This window comes from uncultured Fibrobacter sp. (assembly GCF_900316465.1).
Lineage (GTDB): Bacteria > Fibrobacterota > Fibrobacteria > Fibrobacterales > Fibrobacteraceae > Fibrobacter.
Map to the genome: position 1 here is coordinate 101407 of NZ_ONDD01000005.1, position 19613 is coordinate 121019.

A 19613-nucleotide genomic window follows, 5' to 3' on the forward strand; every position below is an offset into this window, starting at 1 on the left:
CATTTATTGTCACACGAATTCGATTTTGCTCACGCAAAATCCTTTCTACTTTTTCCCACTGTAATATTTTTTAACAGCAGGGTGATGCGGCTGCAACTTTTTCAGTTTCTTGTAAGCCGTCTTGGTTTCATTTTTCATGCCAAGAGCTTCATAAATCGCCGCCATGTGTTCCCAATAAACATAGTCGTCGTCAAAATGCGGGCTCTTGATGAGTTTCATCACCGTGAGTGCATCTTCGAATTTTCCCTTGCGGTAAAATCCCCAAGCTCTCGAATCGAGGTAGGCTTCAGAAGGTTCGCCACCCTGTTCCATCAACAGGGCCTTGTCAACCATGGCAATTCCCTTGTCCAGTTCTTCGGGGCTACGGTTCAAGTCAATCAGCGTGTAGCCATAGTAATTCAAGACTTCGGCGCGGTCAATCGAAGGGTTCTCAAAGCGAAGTACGTACTCGAATATGGCAAACGCCTCGTCGTAGCGTTCCATACGTTCCAGGTTCATGGCGCGCAGCACGCGGGTCTGCAAGTCCGAAGAATCCCTCGAGGCAAGATCCTTGTAGAATTCATCGGCGCGCTCACGCAAAGCCATCGATTTCTTGATCCTTGCAGAATCTCCGATATCCTTCTGCCAGATTTCCTGGGCTTCGGCGCTCAAAAGGCGGGCGTACACGTTACGGAACTGGCGCCTGTTGCGTTCGACGTCCATCTTCATGCGCATCATCGAGGCAGAGTCAGCGATTCCTTCCATCGGGGTCCACTTGTCCCACACGGCAATCACCGAGTCGAGCATCTTGTAAGCTTTGCTGTACATTCCGGCGGTACCGTAAGTCAACGCAAGCGAGGCCTTGTCGCCACCCATGGCCGCAGAATCTGCCTTTTCGGCATAGCGCACGGCATCTTTAGGCTTCTTCTCCTTAAAGGCAATGGCCGAAAGCGTGTGGTAGGCGCCCGTCACATAAATGCGCTGGTCCGCAATATTTTCGGCGGCATACTTTAAATGCACCTTGGCGCTGTCATAATCGCCGTACACGTTCTCGTACTGGCCCAAGAAATTTGCAAGAAGCGGGGTACGCACCATATCCACCGTATACTTTTTCTTGAGCAGGGCATAAGCGGAATCGCGCTTGTTGCTTTCGGCAAGCGAGCTCATCAAGAGCACGACCATCGACTCGTCATCTTCGGTCGATTCCGTCAGCGTATCTACAATCGCCTGCGCTTCTTTCATGCGCTTCTGGAACACAAGCCCTTGCACCATCTGCAAAAGCATTTTCTTGTCGCCGGTCGCCTCGTGGCCCTTTTCAAAGAGTTCCACGACGGCGGAGTCCTTGCCCAAGTCAAGCAAAAGCTTTAGCTGGCGCTGGAACAGCGAGGGCATGTAATTCACTTGCGGCAAAAGCAAGTCATAAACGCGAACCAATTCCTTGGCGTCTTGAACCGCTTCCAGGAACAAGCTGTAATCGTACAGGAGCGTCATGTCCTGGTAGCGTGAAGAATCTAGAGCCTCATTAAAATACTTGCGGGCCGAATCGGCGCGGCCGTCTTTCACGTACAGGTGGGCAAGAATTCCCAACTGCGAAGCCGTTGCGCGGCCTTTCAAAGTCTGCGCATGCTGGGCCTGTACCAAGGCGGCGGAATCGGCGCCGCGGGCCATCATGATTTCAGCAAGCTTGAATGCCAAAAAGCGGTTCTTGGTGTCCGATTCAGCAGCATGCTGCCAGAACACATTTGCCAAGGCCTTTTCGCCGCGGAGTTCCATTTCCTGGGCACGAATGAACGATTCGTGCGCGGCGTCTACGTTCGGCGCGTAAGCCTGCTCTTCGGCGAACTTGATAGAATCGAGTTTTGCATTGACTGCAGCCGCAATAGCCGCAGAATCAGCAGCGGTCAGGGCACTACCCTTCTTCGACGAAGCACACGCTCCGAGCGAAAGCGACATCATAAAGAGAGTCGCTATCAGAGAAAGTGAAAGTAATAATGCCCTCATGAACTTTTTAGTCCGCAATCACGAAGTTAATCTTGGTATCGGGCGGCAGGTAATCGCCATGCTTCGGCGAAGTTTCAATCACGGTTCCAGGTGCACGTCCTTCTTCGTCTTTCTTGCGCTTGATTTTTCCGACCCTAAAGCCGAGAGTTTCAAGTTTAACGTAAACGTTGTCAATCTGCTCGCCGCTAAAGTCCGGCAGAACAGTCTTACCCTGGGTAGCACCAGCCGAAATCACGACCTTCACCGTGTCGCCAATGCGAACCTTTTCGCCGGCTACAGGAATCGTGCGAATCACGACACCGCGCGGAATACTCTGGTGAGCGCCCTTCACGATAGCGCCTTGCACAAGGCCCGCACGAGCAAGCGAGATAGAGGCTTGCTTCTGGCTCTTGCCACGCAGATCAGGAATTTCCACTTCGCGAAGTCCCAAGCTCTTGGTCAGTTTGACCGTACGCCCGAGCTTTGCCGTACGTCCGGCAGCAGGCATCTGCACAAGCACCATTCCGGCCGGAATTTGAGCGTTGTAGCGGCCTTCTTCAAGCCATTCATACTTGAATCCAGCATCTTCCAAAGCTTTTTCCGCAGCTTCCTGCGACATTCCTTCCAAGTTCGGAACTTCACCTGTAGAAGCAAAATGACCCGAGAAAATCGGCATTACAAGCTTGTCCACAAAGAACGCCAACAGAATCAGCAGCACAATCCAGATGCCGACAGCCTTTACAATCGGCGCTGTCTTGGCCCACGCGAGCAATTTATTCGCAATATTCTTTACTTTATCCATAGTAGGTAAAACTACCCTTTAGTCGCTTTTTCCTGCAAAGCGGTTTCATCGAAAATGACAATGTCTTTTCCGGTCATGGCGATGGCGTTTGCCTTCACAAGCATCGAGCAAATGCGGCTCACCGTTTCGCGAGTGGTACCCGACATGTCGGCCAACTGCTGCTGGGTCGGGCGGTTGTGGATTACCGTCACCATCTGGCCATTGTCGGTATGAATGCGCATGCCGCGTTCTTCCATCAAGTTCAGGAGAGTGCCAGCCACGCGACCACTTACAGACATGGTCGACAAAGAACCGATCTGCTTGTTCGCCTTACGCAGTCTCTTGCTCATTTCAGACAACAGAGACATCGCAATTTCAGGCGTCTGGCGAATCAAGGTCAAGAACGGTTCGCGGTGAATAATCATCAACTGTGCGTCGGTTACGGTGCGCACCGAGGCGGACCTCGGTTCGCCGTCAATCAAGGACATTTCACCAAAGAAGTCACCTCGTTCCAAGAAACTGAGGATCGTTTCGCGGCCATCGACGCCGGTCATATAGACCTGCACCGTACCCGATGCAATCAGGTACAGAGCCTTCATCGAGCAGTCGCCTTCAAGCACCACAGTCTCGTCGCGGTTGAAGTCCTGGACAACAACCAAATTGGCAAGCAAGCCAAGTTGTTCTTCCGTCAATTCAGAGAAAAGGTCAACCCCTTTCAAGAGTCCACATACATTGCTGTCCATTTCTTCTTTCTCCTTCGGTTAGATTCTTAGTCCAGATCTACGATAATGCTCTGGTCGCGCTTTGCACCGATCGAGATCATGCCGATCTTCACGCCCACGAGTTCCGCCATGCGGTTCAGGTACTTGCGAGCATTTTCCGGCAGGTCTTCGAGCTTGCGGCACTTAGTGGTATCGCACTTCCAACCCGGCATTTCTTCGTAAACCGGCACGCAGCGGCCGACCTTGGAAAGCTGGTTCGGGAAGTTTTCGATCTTTTCACCATCGCATTCGTAGTGAGTACAAATCTTGATAGAATCAAAGGTGTCGAGCACGTCGAGCTTGGTAATGGCCAAGTGAGTGAGACCATTCACCACGGCAGCCTTGCGGACCACCGGAGCGTCGAACCAACCGCAGCGGCGGTTACGACCGGTCGTTGCACCGTATTCGTTACCAATCTTACGGAGCGTGTCGCCCGTTTCGTCCAAAAGTTCAGTCGGGAACGGACCGTTACCCACGCGGGTCGTGTAAGCCTTCACCACGCCCACCACCTGGTCAATGGCAGTCGGGCCAATGCCTGCACCGCAGCTGGCATAACCGGCAACAGTGTTGCTGGAGGTCACGAACGGGTAAGTACCCTGGTCCACGTCAAGAATAGTACCCTGGGCACCTTCGAAAACCAGGCGCTTGCCGGCCTTCACAGCGGCATAGAGCATGGCGCTCACGTCACGCACGAACGGCTTGATCTTCTGGCCGAGTTCCAGGTAGTCCTTGATGACCTGTTCCGGGTCAATTTCGGGAACATCGTACATCACCTTGAATTCTTCGTTGTGGACCTTGGCCATCGCTTCGACGCGGGGGCGCAGTTCACGTTCATCCATGAGGTCACCCACGCGGACACCAATACGGTTCACCTTGTCGCTATAGCAGGGGCCAATGCCGCGGCCAGTCGTACCGATAGCGCCCTTACCGGCCTTCTTTTCCTTGGCCTTGTCGAGGGTGGAGTGGTACGGAAGCACCACGTGTGCGTTGTCGGCAATGAACAGGCGACCTTCCGGGTTGATACCCTTGGTGTGCAAGTCGGCGATTTCAGCCAAAGTCTGCACCGGGTCGAGCACCACGCCGTTACCGATCACGCAAATCTTATCATCATGCATAATGCCCGAGGGAATCAAGTGGAACACGAACTTCTTATCGCCCACTTCCACGGTATGGCCTGCATTGGCGCCGCCCTGGAAACGCACAATATAATCTGCGTCCAGAGTCAGAAAATCAACAACCTTGGCCTTGCCTTCGTCACCCCACTGGGAACCGATTACAACACGATTTGCCATATATCCTTCGTTTTTTTAAGCTAGTTAAACACGAAAATAAGCTACCCAGGGAATTTCCCTGAGCCCTTTTTCGCCATAAAGATAAAAAAGTGAACCGCTAGTGACAGCCGTCACAACCCGACCATTGGCGAAAACAGCCCAAAAACGGCTATAGCATGTTACAAAAATCTTACAATATTTATACAAGCTACGTATTGAAAACTTTACACATATAAACTAAATTTGGCTTTACTCACTTATTGGAGAAAATATGAATAAACTAGTCACTAGAGTTGCTGTATTGTCAGCAATCCCCCTCTTTATGGCAATCACACTTACTGGTTGCGAAGACACCCTCAACGAAGTCCAAGACGAGCTGAGTTCCGGCGGTAACAACGGAAACAACGGAAAAGACGGCAAGGACGGTAAAGATGGTAAAGACGGCAAGGATGGTAAGGATGGAACCAGCTGCACCGTCGTCGACACAACCGGATTCAGCAACAGGACCGGTTACAAACTGATTTGCGCCGACACGCTCAAAGGAGTCGTGTGGGACGGCCTGGACGGCGAAGACGGCGTCGACGGTAAAGACGGTAAGGATGGAGAAGACGGTTCCTCTTGTACCGTCATCGAAAATCCGGACATCAACGGCTACGACATTCTTTGCAGCAGCAAAAAGGTCGGCGAACTCCGCAATGGTGAAAAAGGAGAAAAGGGAGAACAAGGTGAGGCTGGACAAAAAGGAGAAACCGGTGAAAAAGGCGCCAAGGGGGACAAGGGCGACAAAGGTGACACCGGTGACAAGGGAGCCGACGGCAAGGATGGCACTAACGGAACCAATGGTAAAGACGGTAAGGATGGTTCTTCCTGTACTGTTGAAGAAAATCTTGACATCAACGGCTACGACGTCATTTGCGACAACGTGAAAATCGGTGAACTCCGCAATGGCGAAAAGGGTGCCGACGGTAAAGATGGCAAGGATGGTAAAGATGGTAAGGACGGCAAGGATGGTTCTTCTTGCGTCGTTACCGTTAACAAGGAAATCAATGGATTCGACGTTTACTGCGGCGACGAAAAGGTCGGCGTGCTGATGAACGGCGAAAAAGGCGCTGACGGTAAGGACGGCAAGGATGGTGCCGACGGTAAAGATGGTGCCGACGGTAAAGATGGTAAAGATGGTAAAGACGGTATCGACGGCAAGGACGGCACTAACGGTAAAGATGGCAACGACGGTAAGGACGGAGCCTCTTGCAATGTAGCCGAAAACGACAACGGCTATGACATCATCTGCGGCGGCAAAAAGGTCGGCGAACTCCGCAACGGCGAAAAGGGCGCTGACGGTAAGGACGGCAAGGATGGTGCCGACGGTAAAGACGGCGAAGACGGTAAGGACGGCACTAACGGTAAAGATGGCAACAACGGTAAGGATGGAGCCTCTTGCACAGTTGTGGCTAACGATGAAATCAACGGCTACGACATCATTTGCGGCGGCGTAAAGGCCGGCGAACTCCGCAACGGCGAAAAGGGCGCAGATGGTAAGGACGGCAAGGATGGTGCCGACGGCAAGGATGGTGCCGACGGTAAAGACGGCGAAGACGGTAAGGATGGTAAAGATGGTAAAGATGGAACCTCTTGCTCCGTCGTAAAGAACGAAAAGATCAACGGATACGAAGTTTACTGCGGCACCGAAAAGATTGGCGAACTTTACAACGGTAAAGACGGCAAGGACGGTGCCGACGGTAAAGATGGTGAAGATGGCAAAGATGGCAACAACGGCATTGATGGTAAGGATGGTACATCTTGCCGCGTCGAAGCCAACGATGACATCAATGGCTACGATGTCTACTGCGGTAAAGAAAAGGTCGGCGAAATTCGCAATGGCGAAAAGGGCGCTGACGGCAAGGACGGTAAAGATGGTAAGGAAGGCAACGATGGTAAGGACGGAACTTCTTGCCGCGTCGAAGCCAACGAAAACATAAACGGTTTCGATGTCTACTGCGGTAGCATCAAGGTCGGCGAACTCCGCAACGGCGAAAAGGGTGCTGACGGCAAGGACGGTGCCAATGGTAAAGACGGCGAAGACGGCAAGGATGGAAACGACGGTAAGGACGGAACCTCCTGCCGCATCGAAGAAAACCTGACCAACAACGGCTACGACATCTTCTGCGGCAACATCAAGGTCGGTGAACTCAAGAACGGCGAAAAGGGTGCTGACGGCAAGGACGGTGCCAATGGTAAAGACGGCGAAGACGGTAAGGATGGTCAGGACGGAAAAGACGGCAAGGATGCTGTCGGCTTCGAACCTCTCAGCGCCGAATGCAAGGCACTCCGCTCCACCACCGACCAGTTCTCTTCGATCTACGACGTGTTCGGCTGCCTCCGCCCCACTGAAAAGGTGACCTTCATTCTCCGCCACGCCGAGCGCCCCAGCGACAAGTACGGACCGAACGATCCGCTGAACGAAACGGGTATGCAACAGTGCGCCACCGTCGGTAACAGACTTAAAGAAATGGGCCTCGACGACTTTTCCTACATGCACACCTATTATTTCCGCGCCAAGCAATCCGCTTGGATTATCGGCAACAACAAGGGTCAGTACATGGGAGATAGCATCACCTGGTTTGGCGAAACCGACAACAGCTTCCAGACCACAAACAACGACCTGTTAGAAAAGGTGTACGTCAAGAACGAAAGCAAGCGCAACTCCTGCCAGTCTGGCTGGGCGGGATACGCAAGAGCAGCCTACAGAGAATACGACAACACCAACCAGAAAAACAACTGCGAAGCCGCCTTCTTCGACATTGACAGCATCGTAGACGTCGTCGTTCAAAAATACTTCACTTACGACAAGATGAAACCGGGCGTTACCCTGGCCATCTCTCACGACCAGTTCCTCGCCCCGTTCGTCATCTCCATCAGCAAGCGCCAGATTCACGGCAGCAATGGACGTGACTTGCGTTACCACAAGAACTCCAATAACCAGCACTGGATCAACTACCTCTCCGGTGTCGCTATCATCACGGATCCGGATGACAATATCAGAATCATCCCGGTCACGGCACTCGACAAGGGATTCTTGCAGTAATCAACGCAAGCATATAACTAAAAAGACCAGCCTCAAAAAGGCTGGCCTTTTTTTGTCCGTTTATTTTTCCAGACTTCTTATGAGCGAATCCAAGCGAACCGACAAATGTTCTGCGCCCGCGGCACTCAAATGGTCATAATCGTTTGCCATCGCATCCGTATAGTCATGCGCTCCAAGCTTATTTTCGTCCATCATTATAAAATGCGGATACACACTTGCAAGCGAATCAAAATGAGCTGTCATCTTAATGGCGCGACTCCTGCTAATTCCATGTCGTCCAAAACTTCCTGTTTTGGCATACTCCGGAGATTGCGGATAAATAAGCCCGATAATTTTAAAGCCTTCGTCCTTCGTTCTATTGATAAAAGCAGTCAGACTATCGACTGTCAGGGCAACAACCCTATTGTTATCGTCTTTCAATGTATCACCCGAAATCGCCGGTTCATTTCCCCAGCCATTCGCGTCAACCTTATACAGCCCCCACGCGCTGACATAACTTAAGGAATCTTCATTCGTATAGCAAACATTGGCATCCACAACCCGCACAAAAGCATCGGGCAGCCCATCCTTCCAAAAAGAATGTTTTTTATCATAAGCGTACCCTGGCGCCAATCCAAATACATCGTTCCCTCGCGCCGGACTGTTTCTCATCAAGTCATACGATATTTCAAGAATCAAATATTTCAATTTACGGGCATGCGGAATAAAGTAGTTGTCAAGTAAATAGAGCGACGCCCACGGATTGCCACCGATAAAGCCAAAATTCAGAGCCGACTTCGAAATTTGGGCAGGGGAGAAACCTCGCTCCGTACGCGAACTTCCGACCGCAATCACCTCTAAGGAATCATACATATCCCAGAACATGCGCATTTTAAGAGCCGCCGATCTTACTCCGCTCTGGGACACTGGATCCCAATAGACTCCGGCGCTGTCCAAGTTCAAATTTTCATCCCCATAAGATTCTCTCGGCATCACCCACAAATTCGGGTGCCAAATTTCGTCACCCTCGGCAAGTTCAACAATGCTAGAATCCACAATATTCACAAGCACAAGCTTCGTGTGTTCGCCATTTGAATTGACAAGTGACGCGACCGCCCAATTTTCGCGGTCCGCCCATTCGGAATGGTCAAAAGTATACCCCTCTGGCGCAGGAATCGCACGAATCAAATTCCCGCTACTGTCGGCAACAAGCAACCGCTCATGCACTCCATACTTTTCTTTCGCAAACTTCCTTCCAGTAGCGCCGCCAAAATCCAAAAATAGGACTTGATTCAAGCTATCGCCCGAAAGCGACGCATTGCACGCCTGTTCTCCGTCATACCAAATTTCATCTTTCCCGTTTGCATGCACGCGAAGCTTGCGCGCCCCCGACACCGCCAAATTTCCACCTCTTTCAAAACCGCTATGGTAAGCGCCATTTAAAGCTTTTTTCGGTTTTCCGAATTTTCCTTTTGAAAACGGCACCGTCCATGTCGCACGCGCAAAAAAGTCCGCATCACCGCTATTGTCTCCAGCATTGTCTACATAGACAATCAAAGTATCGCCTTCGTCATTCACATACCAGCGGGGAATCGCCGCATTCTCGACATCCAGTTTTACAAGTCCGCCACCCGACGGGTCCAGGTTTCTGACATATACAGAGGACTCTCCGTCAACGCCCTCCAAGCCCGTGCAAAAAGCCACCTTCATGCCATCCGGCGAAATCTCCGGATGATACACAGGAATGCTATCTGCAAATTCAATCACGCGAGCCCCGTTGCTATAATCCACATACGCCAAGTTCCCGGTCTTGTCATTTCTAAACGCTAGTTTCGCGCGTCCCGTTCCAACGGCAGCAAGAATGTCCGAATAAAAAGACTTTACCTTTATAAAACTCGTCGCAACATCGCCGCGTTCGTCCATCCAGACGGCATCGGGAATTTTTCCAAAAGCCAATCGGAATCCCATATAAAGCAGAGTCGTCGATGCGGTCACCGGGTAGACATCTTTCCGGTTACTCCATTTGATATCATCGGGTTTCTGCGTCATCGCCCCGCCCTTGACTACTTTTTCGTACAAAGAATTACTTGTCGGCGGACCAACGAAATTTTCTACAACCGTATCCCTTAAATCGCCAAGCCAGTCATTCGTCAATTCAAGCGCGTTGCCCGCCAAATCGCAAAAGCCCAGCGTATCCGGCATACCACAAACCGCATGCAGCTCTAAATTCGAATTCAAGGCACTCCAGCCATAAAGTTCCGCATTCCATGACTGCACTGCAGCCAACACCCATTCCGCTTCTGTCGGCAAACGGAATCCTTCTACATCCATACGAACAACCAGTCCTTCCAGATTCTTGCAATATTCATTTCCGTCCAATTGCTGCCGCTGGTAAGAATAGACCGTATCATAACCATGGGCCTTGCTGTATGCATTCGCAAAAAGAACAGCATCGTAATACGATATATTTGTGGCGGGCAAATCGCCTTGCGCACACTCCAAACTATAATACTTCCCCTCATTTTCCAAGGTCTGCTCAAACTCGTCGCAGGTCACTTCGTGAATCCCGAGCGAATACTCGTAATTCAGATTCACGCGCATTTTGCCGTCACCCAACAAGACAGACGCCCCATTCGGCGAGACACGCATCATTCCCTCCCTAAGGGAATCTACCGTTATCACAGGAACTTTAACCGAATCAACTGCCGGGGCATCCGCATCGGCCACCGAACCATCTTGCTCTTCATAATGCGAATTCGAACACGCACCGAAAAAGGCCATGGCAAGCACGGCGCAATTCAGGGTCAATAGAGTCTGCCAAGTCTTCACGATTTCTAAAATAGAAAAAGAACGCCCCAGCAAGAGACGTTCTTTTTTCAAATGATTTCTGCGCGACAACAGCGAAGGTTACGGCACTTCAACACTGTCGAGGATCTTCTGCACGACGGTTTCGGCAGAAACTTCTTCCGCTTCGGCCTCGTAGCTCAGGATAATGCGGTGGCGGAGCACTTCCATGGCGACAGCCTTCACGTCTTCGGGCGTCACGTAGGCGCGGCCTTGAATGAATGCATGAGCCTTCGAAGCCTGGGCAAGACCGATAGAAGCACGCGGCGAGGCGCCCACTTCCACAAAGCCCACCAGGTCGCTACGCTTGATGCTGCCCGGATCGCGGGTCGCAAGCACCAAATTCACGATGTATTCGCGCACGCGTTCGTCCACATACACCTGCTTCACCAGCTGGCGGGCGGCCAGAATATCTTCCTTCGTGGCGACGGCCTGCGGCTGGCGCAGCCCCGCACCGGCGACGGCGTCGAGAATCTTCATTTCGTCGGCCTTGTTCGGGTAAGAGACCTTCACCTTCAGCAAGAAACGGTCCACCTGAGCTTCGGGCAGCGGATACGTACCTTCCTGCTCAATGGGGTTCTGGGTGGCCAGCACCAGGAACGGTTCGTCGAGCATGAACGTCTCGTCGCCGATGGTGATGTGGCGTTCCTGCATCGCTTCGAGCAAAGCACTCTGCACCTTCGACGGAGCACGGTTAATTTCATCGGCGAGCACCAGGTTCGTGAAAAGCGGGCCCTTGCGGGTCTCGAACTTCGCTTCCTTCGCGTTGTAAATCGTGGTACCCAGCAAGTCGGCCGGCAACAGGTCGGGAGTGAACTGGATACGCTTGAAGTCCAACGACACGGCATCGGCAAAAGCCTTCACCGCGGTCGTCTTTGCCAAGCCCGGCAGACCTTCCAGCAGCACGTGACCGTCCGCCAAAATGCCCGTCAGAATGCTTTCCACCAAAGCCTTCTGGCCAATAACCGTACCTTCCACTTCACGCAGCAAATTCATGCAAAAAGCACTCTGCTGTCTAACCTTTTCCGAAAGTTCCTGAATATCCATTTAGTTAACCTCTTCTGTTTTCGCGAATTAAGATACAAAATTCCACGAAAAAAGGCAAATGAATTATAATTCGTGAGCCAAAACGCCCCATGCGTTAAGCTGGGGCGGTGGCGAGAGCGAGGCGATTTCGTAGGTTCTTTTATGCAATAGAGCCGAGCGGTCTGTAAAGGGGGAAGCCTCCCCCTGGTTGCAGCCGCTACGCGTCTTCCTCCACCCCCTCGCCTAGGGGGCCACCCCCTAACACCCCCGCAAGCAATCACTCTTCTTCGTCTCTCTGCCTTTTCTCATATTCTTCTAAAGACTCCAAATCCCTTTCCTTTTGGCGTTCTTCCGCAGCCTTTGTTTCCCTTTGTAACTTTATGCGTTTTTCCCGTTCTTTTTCTTTGTCATAAATAAACTCTTTTGTTGCCACACCCCAAAAATCTATCATTACTGCAAACCGATTACATCTGTTATCTATATCTCTACCATAGCGGAATTCAAAGGCAAGGGTAGAAGATTCTCGCTTATACGAAACAAAAGCCCCTCCACCAACTTCACGATAAAAAGCAGGATGTGGCTCCGGAAAAGAAAAAGCCATAAAACCTTCTTTTGCATCCGACAAATACTTCTCTATCCCATTCCTAGAAAAATGTTCTGTAACACCTATTTTCACTTTATTTCCTACAGGAATTTGCTCAACAACCATCGCCCCCAAAGAAACATCCTTCCAGAAATTATCACTCATGTAATTAGCGATATTAAAAGGCGAATATATAGAGCTCCACGCCGTAACACCAAAATATGGAGAAACTATTCCCAACTGAGTAAAAGGCGTTACCGTCTGTGTACCAAATCCTAATGAAAAGAAACTCTTATTCCAAAAGACACTCCCCGTCGCATCAAAAACCCATTCTTCAGAGCGCGCGTTATCGTTATCCAAATCACCTCCATACAAAGCTCCATTCATATTTACAACAGGTTTATCTTGCTCATAACTATCCATGAATGCAGCTGCCGATGGTGGACGCATCACACTGCTACACCCCGCAACCAGCAAGGCACACACAGTTAATACAATCCATAAAATTCCGCGAGCCATTATCTACAAAATAGAATATCTAGGCAAAACCCGGATTCATTCCATCTGCCAATTCGCAGACTTCATCAAGAAAGGAGATGCCGCATCAAGTGCGGCATGACAAGTGTAATAAGGGGAAACAACAATTCGCCGTTTATTTTTTCTTCTTCGCGGGGGCAGGCAACTCCGGCAACATCGCATCAAGCAAACGAACCAGCAAGCCAGAGTCTTCGATCTGCTCGTTGGTCACGCGGAGCATAGGCTTTGCACCATCGTAAGGCAACTGTTTCTTTGCACCCGGCAACATTGCCAAAGCCGCAGCCACAGGCTTTACCAGCAAGCGATCATCGTAAATTCCACCGAAGATTTTCCCGTCAGCGTACAAGATGTACTCGCCCATCATTTTGCGGGTCGTCACGCGCAGTTCGCCCTTGAACTGCTCCAAAACATGGTCACGAAACTTTTCAGAACTCGGCATACATACCCCTTGACGTTTTTCACAATATAACAATTAATTTGTATATTACTCCTATGCTCAACTACGTATTCCTTATCCTTGCCATTGTCGCGGAGGCGACCGGCACCACGCTCCTCAAAATGTCGGAGCAGTTCACCAAACTCGTTCCGTCCATCGGCTCGCTCGTTTGCTACGTGGCATCGCTCTATCTGTTGAGCCTTTGCCTGCGCACCATTCCCATCGGCATTGCGTATGCCACCTGGTCGGCACTGGGCATCGCCCTCATTACAATAAGCGGCATCTTCTTTTTCAAGCAGATGCCGGATTTGGGAGCCATCGTGGGGCTCGTCCTGATTATTTCCGGCGTAGCCGTACTGAATCTATTTTCAAAGATGGATATTCACTAGGTTCAGAGAACCTTTTCCATAAACACGCACTCGAATGTGTCATGATGGGCTTTACCGCTTTCATTAAAGTGGTAGCCCATTTTTTTATAGAAGTCCGCGACATTCACGCGACTCGAAATTTCGACTTTCTTGACGCCAACTTCGCGCATCCACTTTTCGGCCTCGGCAACGACGGCCCGGCCTAAATGCTTGCCACGATATTCCGGTAGCACCACGACGCGTCCGATTTCGGCAACGCCCTCGCGAACTTCAAACCAGCGGCAAGTGGCAACCGGGTAAATATCATCCAGCGCCAAAATGTAATGACAGCTCTCGCCATCATGCGCATCGATTTCGGCATCCAGCGAAATCTGGTACTTGCGCATCATCGCAGCCATACGCACGTAGTAGGCGCCAGCACGTTCGCTTTCTTTTGTAACGCGAATAATTTTCATGAATACGACCGATTAGTCTTCTTCAGAAATTCCCATAAGGGTCATGGCACCTTTCCAGGTTTCCTTGTTTTCGAAACCATCGCGCTTGCCGCCGCCGTAGCGGGCGTGTGCGAATTCTTCTACAAGGGTTTCCCAGCCTTCCAATTTACCCTCTTTCACGAGGTTGTCGAGATTGACCGCGGAGGCGGCCATTCCGAATTTATCGGCCACATATTCCTTGCAAATGCTTTCAAGTTCCAAGAGCCATTCGCGGCTATCTGCCGTATTCACGCGCTGCTTGAGGACCATCATGCGTTCACGCAAGGCATCTTCTGCAGCGTTTTTAGCCGCAGCAGCCTCTCGCACGGCAGCACGGCGCTTTACGCGCCACAGGCCCGCCAAAAGCACGCAAACGGCCACAATAAGTCCAACGGCAAGCGGAAGCGGGTTAAACGGTTCATTCACGCGCACATCCACGCTTTCGCTACGTAAATCGAGCGGTTGCCCCATTTGCGTCGGAACCTCGAACCGCATCGCCGGAATATGCAAGTTGCCCGTATCGGCAGCCAAAATCTTGTAGGTAAACGTAATCGAGGCAACTTCCTTGCCATCTTTCACAGAGCGCGCCGATTCCTGCGACATGCCCACTTGAGTCAGGCCCTTCGCATTCGCCGTGCCCGCCGGCACCACCAAAAGCGCACTCCCTTGCACGCCCCAAGAAACAGTCACCGGGAATTCAAACGTGTCGCCCACGGTCACCGCGGGCATTCCACCTTGCGGCCCCGCCGAAATCGAAATCCCGAGCTGTTCCGGCGTCGGCATTTCGATCTCCGGCGCCGCGACAACGCTATCGCCAACGCCAGCAGACTGCACCGAATCCGCCACCACATTTTCATTCAAAGAATCGTTTTCCATACGAGGGCTAATATACAAAAGCCGAGAGTCGTGAGCAAGCTCGCTTGCTCATGACCGAGGCATCGAGAATCTGCGAAACAGATAAAAAAACACCCCAGATACTAATCTGGGGCTAAAAACACTGGTTAATGGGCGCCGGCTTACGCCACAACTTCCTTAATTAAACGGCTTCACAAAGGCGCCGTTCAACAAGCTGCTATACAAACCGAGCAAAATGTCGGTGAAGTAGCTGGAGTTGTTATTCGTAACAGACTTTCCATTCACAAGACCCGTGCAACTTTCAAGCCAGGCCTGGTTGGTGCCAATACCCGTTGCGCACCATGCGGCAAGCCACTGAGTCGGAACCGCGGAATTGCCCGTCGCATCGTTCTTGGCCGGATCCCAAGAGTACTGCACAGCCAAAGCCTTCGAATTCGGGTCTCCACCAGCCTTAGCAGAAATAAAGTTGTTCAAAGTGGTAAGCACCGTCAAAGCTCTCGGATCCTGGAACCAGTAGTAGTCCCAAGCGATACGCCACGGAATACGCACAGATTCCTTGTTGAACGTCCAGTAAGTCTTGTCAGCAGAACCATTGTCCGGGTTAGCAGCAACACCAGCTTCATTGCTCCAGTCAGGGAGCACACCGGTACCGGCCGCCTGAACCTTAGAAATGTAAGTATACATTGCATCAAGCACGCCAGTCCAGTTGTGGTTCGGGTCAACCATGGCAAACAAGCGGAGTGCCACCGGAGAGAAATAGCTCAGGTTGTAAACGGGTTCCTTGCCGTTGCCACCGTTCCAGACATCCGTATCGCCAGAGTAGAGCAACAGACTCGTCTTATTGACTTCGGCATCCCACAAAGCATTCACGATGTTCTTAGCATCGTCAAGGAAGGCCTGCTGACCAGTCTTGTAGTACATCAAGATAAGCGATGTAGCGATATCGAGATCGGCATCGGTTGCACTAGAAAGGTCAATTTCCGAAAAATGGAAGCTATAGGTAATCCACGGAGTCAAATACCTCTTAGCCGTCGACGTAGAATTGTATTCGCGGAAAGCCCTAGAATAGTTCCACAAGCGAACGAACGCATCGGTATCGCCATTGGCCATGGTAAGAAGCATGCCGTAACCCACACCTTCGGACACGGTGCATGCACGATACCTCAAGGAAGGAATCGTCGTATCGTCATCGTTGCAGCGATTCTTATAGTAGCCCGTTGTCTGGGCAGACCACAAGACACGACCAGCCGGCTGGTAGGTAGCAGGGAACACCACATCGAATTCCGAAGCCAATTCCGGATAATAGAGAGCTTCGTCTTCCATGTTCACGAAATGGAAGGGTTTCCAAGTCTGGTAAAGAACCGTGCTATAGTTGATATTTGCGATCGATGCGAGAGGCACCGGAGACACCCATGCCGTCGTAGGCGTGGGAGTAGTCGTCGGGTCCGTCGGGGTGGTCGAAGGTGTCGTCGAAGGATCGGTCGGAGTCGTCGTCGGGTCCGTCGGAGTCGTCGAAGGAGTGGTCGACGGATCAGTCGGAGTAGTAGACGGGTCCGGATTGATTACCGGATCAGGATTTACCGGATTAGCATTGTTGCTGTTAGACGAATCGTCGCCACAAGCAGTAAGACCAATTACAGCACCCAATGTCAGGGGTGCAACCATAGGAGCTAAAATTTTTTTGAACAGCATAGTAGCCTCTAAATAAAAAAATCCTAAGGAAATATACATTCTGAATCAAGATATAGAAGTGATATAACTCAAAAAAAGGGATAAGTGTTGTCTAAATCAAATCAACACCGCCGCAATGTAAAAAATGAGTTTACAGAGAAGTTTTCTATATTGTTTGGCATTATGGCAAGCACAATGAAAAAGCCGCACGTTATCGTCCATCCGAGCAATATGACCCAATCTGACTGGGTGCGTTGCATACTCCCTTTCATGCAATTCATGTATCCCAACCCCTATCAGGTGGCCCCCTCTATTTCGCACATTCTAGCTTCCAGCAAGGACACCCTCCTAAAGACGCGCGCAGTCATCCTGCAAAAGCCTTCGGCAGCGGGCCGAATGGAAGCCGCCTCGATGTACGCCGGGCTCAAAAGGGAATGCAATTTTAAGCTCATTACCGACTTTGACGACCTCATGTGGGATTTGTCTCCCATTATCCAGAGCTATGCCCAAGGCATCCCGAATCACGACCAGATTGTCAAGGACCGCCTAAAGCAAGTACTCCCGCTTTTTGATTCCGTCGTTTGCTCTACACGCTACCTTGCAAACCGCGTCAAGGAAGACCTTGGCGTACACGCCATCGTCATGCCGAACGGCGTTTCTAAATCCCTTTTCGGCTCCCACAAGACAACCGCCGCTTTTACGGGAAAGCCCAAGGTGATGTACGCCGGCGCACTCGGCCACACCACCGATAAAATCCTCGGTGACTTCGAAGGTCCATGGGTTCCTTGGATCAAGAAAAGCATCGAAGATGGCAGCATCGATTTTCTCACTTTCGGAACGCCTGATTTTCTCAAGGGTCTCGAAGGCAAATACACGAGCATTCCCTACACAAGCGTCATGCAGTTCCCGGGTGTCGCGGCAAGCTACAGGCCCGACTTTTATCTGGCCCCGCTCGCAAGCAACAACTTCAACCGGGCCAAAAGCGACCTCAAGCTAAAAGAAGCCGCGGCCCTTGGCGCAGTCTTTATCGGAAGCGATTTTGAAAACAGCCCTTACGGATACGCTCCCAAGGAACAGCTCGTTACCGAAAGCGACACGCCAGAATCGCTCGCCGACAAGTTCAACGCACTCTGCAAGCCCGAAAACTTCATGAGCGCCATTGAATGGCAGTACAATATGATCGAAAAGGAACACTGGTATATCGAAGACCCGGTATTCCAGCGCAACTTCGCCTTCACATACTTCGGGTAAATTACTTCAGCATGATCTGCTGAGAGAGACCCATAGCGCGAACCATGTATACTCCGGCTTGGAGCTTGGAGAGGTCCATGGTCTTCACAGAGGAGGCTGCCATAACAACCTGGCCCTGGAGGTTCACAATTTCAGCCTTGGCAACAGACTTGCCGAAGGAAAGGGTACGGCCAGAGAGCTGAGCCTTCAGAGAAGACTGCATAGCCTTGGCAGCGATACCATCACCTCCATTGCCGCAACCGCCCTGGTATGCACCAACGGACATGATGTTGAAGCCACCGGTGGTACCGTCCTTAGCCTGAATCTTGAACTTGAGAGCAGCGAGCTTCTTGGCAGCTTCTACACCAGCGATCTTGCCCGAGCTCCAGCCAGCCTTCTTGAACGTAGACCATTCGAGGTCAACAGTCTTAGCAGAAGTAGCCTTAGCGAGGGAAGCGGCCGGGTTATCGTAACCGATTTCTGCGTCACCAGCATCGCCGAGACCCATTTCGAAGGAAGCAGCAACGTCAACAGTGTAAGTGATGCAAACGCCACCCATAGCGGAAGCGTCAGCCTGGTCAGCAGCGGTAGAGCCTTCCGGAACACCGGCGAGGTTGAAGCCGATACCAACGAACGGTTCATAGGTCAGGGTACCCTTGTTCAGGGAGAAGGTACCGCAAACGCCACCGCAGACGCCACCGCAGTAGTCAATGATCGGGTCCATGGCGTCATCGGCATATTCGTTACCCGGTTCGACAGGCCATTCGATCTTGGAAGCGCCGCCATCAGCGTCGTCACCGTAGGTGAACCAGTAACCACCGTTTCCGTTGGCTGAATCAAGTTCAGTATCGATCTTGTAAACGCCTTCGGAGCCATTCCAGGTCACGAAGCCGAAAGCAGATGCAGCAGCAAGAGCGGCAGTTGCAGTAAGAATTTTCTTGTTCATCATTCTCTCTCCCTTTGAAACGACTGCCCATAATGAGCGGTTTGCGCTTAATATATCTTTTTTCCGGAGGGTTGGACAAAAAAATACTACAGAAAACAGAAAAGGCTGCGGAGAACCGCAGCCCTTTCTTAAGATTTTACCGAAGTAAGATTACTTCAGCATGATCTGCTGAAAAAGGCCCATGGCGCGAACCATGTATACTCCGGCTTGGAGCTTGGAGAGGTCCATGGTCTTCACAGAGGAGGCCGCCATAACAACCTGACCTTGGAGGTTCACAATTTCAGCCTTGGCAACAGACTTGCCGAAGGAAAGGGTACGGCCAGAGAGCTGAGCCTTCAGAGAAGCCTTAGCCTTGGCATTGGAGAAACCCGGAGTGGAACCCAAGTATGGACCAACTTCAATGATATTGAAGCTACCGGATGTACCGTCCTTAGCCTGAATCTTGAACTTGATAGCAGCGAGCTTTTTTGCTGCTTCGGCACCGGTAATCTTGCCCGAGCCCCAGCCAGCCTGCTTGAACTTAGACCATTCGAGGTCAACAGTCTTAGCAGAAGTAGCCTTAGCGAGGGAAGCGGCCGGGTTGTCGTAACCGATTGCAGCGTCACCGGCATCACCGAGACCCAATTCAAGAGAAGCTGCAACGTCGACAGTGTAAATCAGGTGGACTCCACCCATAGCAGAAGCGTCAGCCACGTCAGCAGCGGTAGAACCTTCCGGAACACCGGCGAGGTTGAAGCCGATACCAACGAACGGTTCATAGGTCAGGGTACCCTTGTTCAGGGAGAAGGTACCGCAAACGCCACCGCAG

Annotated in this window: 16 protein-coding genes; 3 read left to right on the forward strand and 13 right to left on the reverse strand. The window is 51.4% G+C overall.

The features are described 5' to 3' along the window. Positions 1–45: 45 nt before the first annotated feature. The 4 genes from QZN53_RS03300 to QZN53_RS03315 are packed head-to-tail and all read right to left on the reverse strand — an operon-like array spanning position 46 to position 4793. Entirely contained in the window at positions 46–1935 is a 1890-nt protein-coding gene (locus QZN53_RS03300) for a hypothetical protein (protein ID WP_163437502.1), read from the reverse strand. A gap of 52 nt (positions 1936–1987) precedes the next feature. Then, the gene (locus QZN53_RS03305; protein ID WP_163437503.1) at positions 1988–2761 is read right to left on the reverse strand and encodes a PASTA domain-containing protein; all 774 of its coding nucleotides are present in this window, start codon (positions 2759–2761) and stop codon (positions 1988–1990) included. 11 nt (positions 2762–2772) lie between these two features. Beyond that, a complete protein-coding gene (locus tag QZN53_RS03310; RefSeq protein ID WP_073319104.1) occupies positions 2773–3483 on the reverse strand; it encodes a Crp/Fnr family transcriptional regulator in 711 nt (236 codons plus the stop codon). Positions 3484–3509: 26 nt separating this feature from the next. Beyond that, positions 3510–4793 (reverse strand): adenylosuccinate synthase, encoded by a 1284-nt coding sequence (locus QZN53_RS03315; protein ID WP_163437505.1) that lies wholly within the window; start codon positions 4791–4793, stop codon positions 3510–3512. Positions 4794–5043: 250 nt separating this feature from the next. Here QZN53_RS03315 and QZN53_RS03320 point away from each other — a divergent pair, with 250 nt between their 5' ends. Then, on the forward strand, positions 5044–7857 hold the full coding sequence (locus tag QZN53_RS03320; protein ID WP_163437507.1) for a histidine phosphatase family protein: 2814 nt from the start codon (positions 5044–5046) through the stop codon (positions 7855–7857). A 60-nt stretch (positions 7858–7917) separates the two neighbouring features. Here QZN53_RS03320 and QZN53_RS03325 read toward each other — a convergent pair whose 3' ends face one another. The 4 genes from QZN53_RS03325 to QZN53_RS03340 form a co-directional block, all read right to left on the reverse strand. Next, positions 7918–10665, reverse strand: coding sequence for a TIGR02171 family protein (locus QZN53_RS03325; RefSeq protein WP_294651608.1), 2748 nt, complete (start codon positions 10663–10665; stop codon positions 7918–7920). Between the two features lie 78 nt (positions 10666–10743). After that, positions 10744–11727, reverse strand: a complete 984-nt coding sequence (locus QZN53_RS03330; RefSeq protein WP_163437509.1) for a MoxR family ATPase — start codon at positions 11725–11727, stop codon at positions 10744–10746. 256 nt (positions 11728–11983) lie between these two features. Continuing rightward, positions 11984–12808, reverse strand: a complete 825-nt coding sequence (locus QZN53_RS03335) for a hypothetical protein (protein WP_163437510.1) — start codon at positions 12806–12808, stop codon at positions 11984–11986. 133 nt (positions 12809–12941) lie between these two features. Continuing rightward, entirely contained in the window at positions 12942–13265 is a 324-nt protein-coding gene (locus tag QZN53_RS03340) for a TfoX/Sxy family protein (protein WP_163437511.1), read from the reverse strand. A 53-nt stretch (positions 13266–13318) separates the two neighbouring features. On the opposite strand from QZN53_RS03340, the gene QZN53_RS03345 reads away from it, so the two are divergent. Then, a complete protein-coding gene (locus QZN53_RS03345) occupies positions 13319–13651 on the forward strand; it encodes a multidrug efflux SMR transporter (RefSeq protein ID WP_163437524.1) in 333 nt (110 codons plus the stop codon). Positions 13652–13653: 2 nt separating this feature from the next. Here QZN53_RS03345 and QZN53_RS03350 read toward each other — a convergent pair whose 3' ends face one another. The 3 genes from QZN53_RS03350 to QZN53_RS03360 form a co-directional block, all read right to left on the reverse strand. Further along, positions 13654–14085 (reverse strand): GNAT family N-acetyltransferase, encoded by a 432-nt coding sequence (locus tag QZN53_RS03350; protein WP_163437512.1) that lies wholly within the window; start codon positions 14083–14085, stop codon positions 13654–13656. A 12-nt stretch (positions 14086–14097) separates the two neighbouring features. Next, positions 14098–14979: a BatD family protein gene (locus tag QZN53_RS03355; protein WP_163437513.1), complete on the reverse strand. Its 882-nt coding sequence runs from the start codon at positions 14977–14979 to the stop codon at positions 14098–14100. A gap of 156 nt (positions 14980–15135) precedes the next feature. Next, positions 15136–16650, reverse strand: coding sequence for a glycosyl hydrolase family 8 (locus QZN53_RS03360; RefSeq protein ID WP_163437514.1), 1515 nt, complete (start codon positions 16648–16650; stop codon positions 15136–15138). Positions 16651–16812: 162 nt separating this feature from the next. Between QZN53_RS03360 and QZN53_RS03365 the strand changes: the two genes are divergently transcribed. Beyond that, complete coding sequence (locus tag QZN53_RS03365; RefSeq protein WP_294651616.1) at positions 16813–17880, forward strand: hypothetical protein; 1068 nt, start codon at positions 16813–16815, stop codon at positions 17878–17880. Position 17881: 1 nt separating this feature from the next. On the opposite strand, the gene QZN53_RS03370 is transcribed toward QZN53_RS03365, so the two are convergent. Both QZN53_RS03370 and QZN53_RS03375 read right to left on the reverse strand, forming a co-directional pair. Further along, complete coding sequence (locus tag QZN53_RS03370; protein ID WP_294651618.1) at positions 17882–18808, reverse strand: T9SS type A sorting domain-containing protein; 927 nt, start codon at positions 18806–18808, stop codon at positions 17882–17884. A 147-nt stretch (positions 18809–18955) separates the two neighbouring features. Then, positions 18956–19613 (reverse strand): T9SS type A sorting domain-containing protein (locus QZN53_RS03375; protein WP_163437515.1); only part of this gene is annotated, 658 nt, incomplete at its 5' end.

Coding starts and splice junctions, on each gene's coding strand:
- QZN53_RS03300 (WP_163437502.1), bottom strand. CDS start 1,935: ATGATGTCGCTTTCGCTCGGAGCGTGTGCTTCGTCGAAGAAGGGTAGT.
- QZN53_RS03305 (WP_163437503.1), bottom strand. CDS start 2,761: ATGGATAAAGTAAAGAATATTGCGAATAAATTGCTCGCGTGGGCCAAG.
- QZN53_RS03310 (WP_073319104.1), bottom strand. CDS start 3,483: ATGGACAGCAATGTATGTGGACTCTTGAAAGGGGTTGACCTTTTCTCT.
- QZN53_RS03315 (WP_163437505.1), bottom strand. CDS start 4,793: ATGGCAAATCGTGTTGTAATCGGTTCCCAGTGGGGTGACGAAGGCAAG.
- QZN53_RS03320 (WP_163437507.1), top strand. CDS start 5,044: ATGAATAAACTAGTCACTAGAGTTGCTGTATTGTCAGCAATCCCCCTC.
- QZN53_RS03330 (WP_163437509.1), bottom strand. CDS start 11,727: ATGGATATTCAGGAACTTTCGGAAAAGGTTAGACAGCAGAGTGCTTTT.
- QZN53_RS03335 (WP_163437510.1), bottom strand. CDS start 12,808: ATGGCTCGCGGAATTTTATGGATTGTATTAACTGTGTGTGCCTTGCTG.
- QZN53_RS03340 (WP_163437511.1), bottom strand. CDS start 13,265: ATGCCGAGTTCTGAAAAGTTTCGTGACCATGTTTTGGAGCAGTTCAAG.
- QZN53_RS03345 (WP_163437524.1), top strand. CDS start 13,319: ATGCTCAACTACGTATTCCTTATCCTTGCCATTGTCGCGGAGGCGACC.
- QZN53_RS03350 (WP_163437512.1), bottom strand. CDS start 14,085: ATGAAAATTATTCGCGTTACAAAAGAAAGCGAACGTGCTGGCGCCTAC.
- QZN53_RS03355 (WP_163437513.1), bottom strand. CDS start 14,979: ATGGAAAACGATTCTTTGAATGAAAATGTGGTGGCGGATTCGGTGCAG.
- QZN53_RS03360 (WP_163437514.1), bottom strand. CDS start 16,650: ATGCTGTTCAAAAAAATTTTAGCTCCTATGGTTGCACCCCTGACATTG.
- QZN53_RS03365 (WP_294651616.1), top strand. CDS start 16,813: ATGGCAAGCACAATGAAAAAGCCGCACGTTATCGTCCATCCGAGCAAT.
- QZN53_RS03370 (WP_294651618.1), bottom strand. CDS start 18,808: ATGATGAACAAGAAAATTCTTACTGCAACTGCCGCTCTTGCTGCTGCA.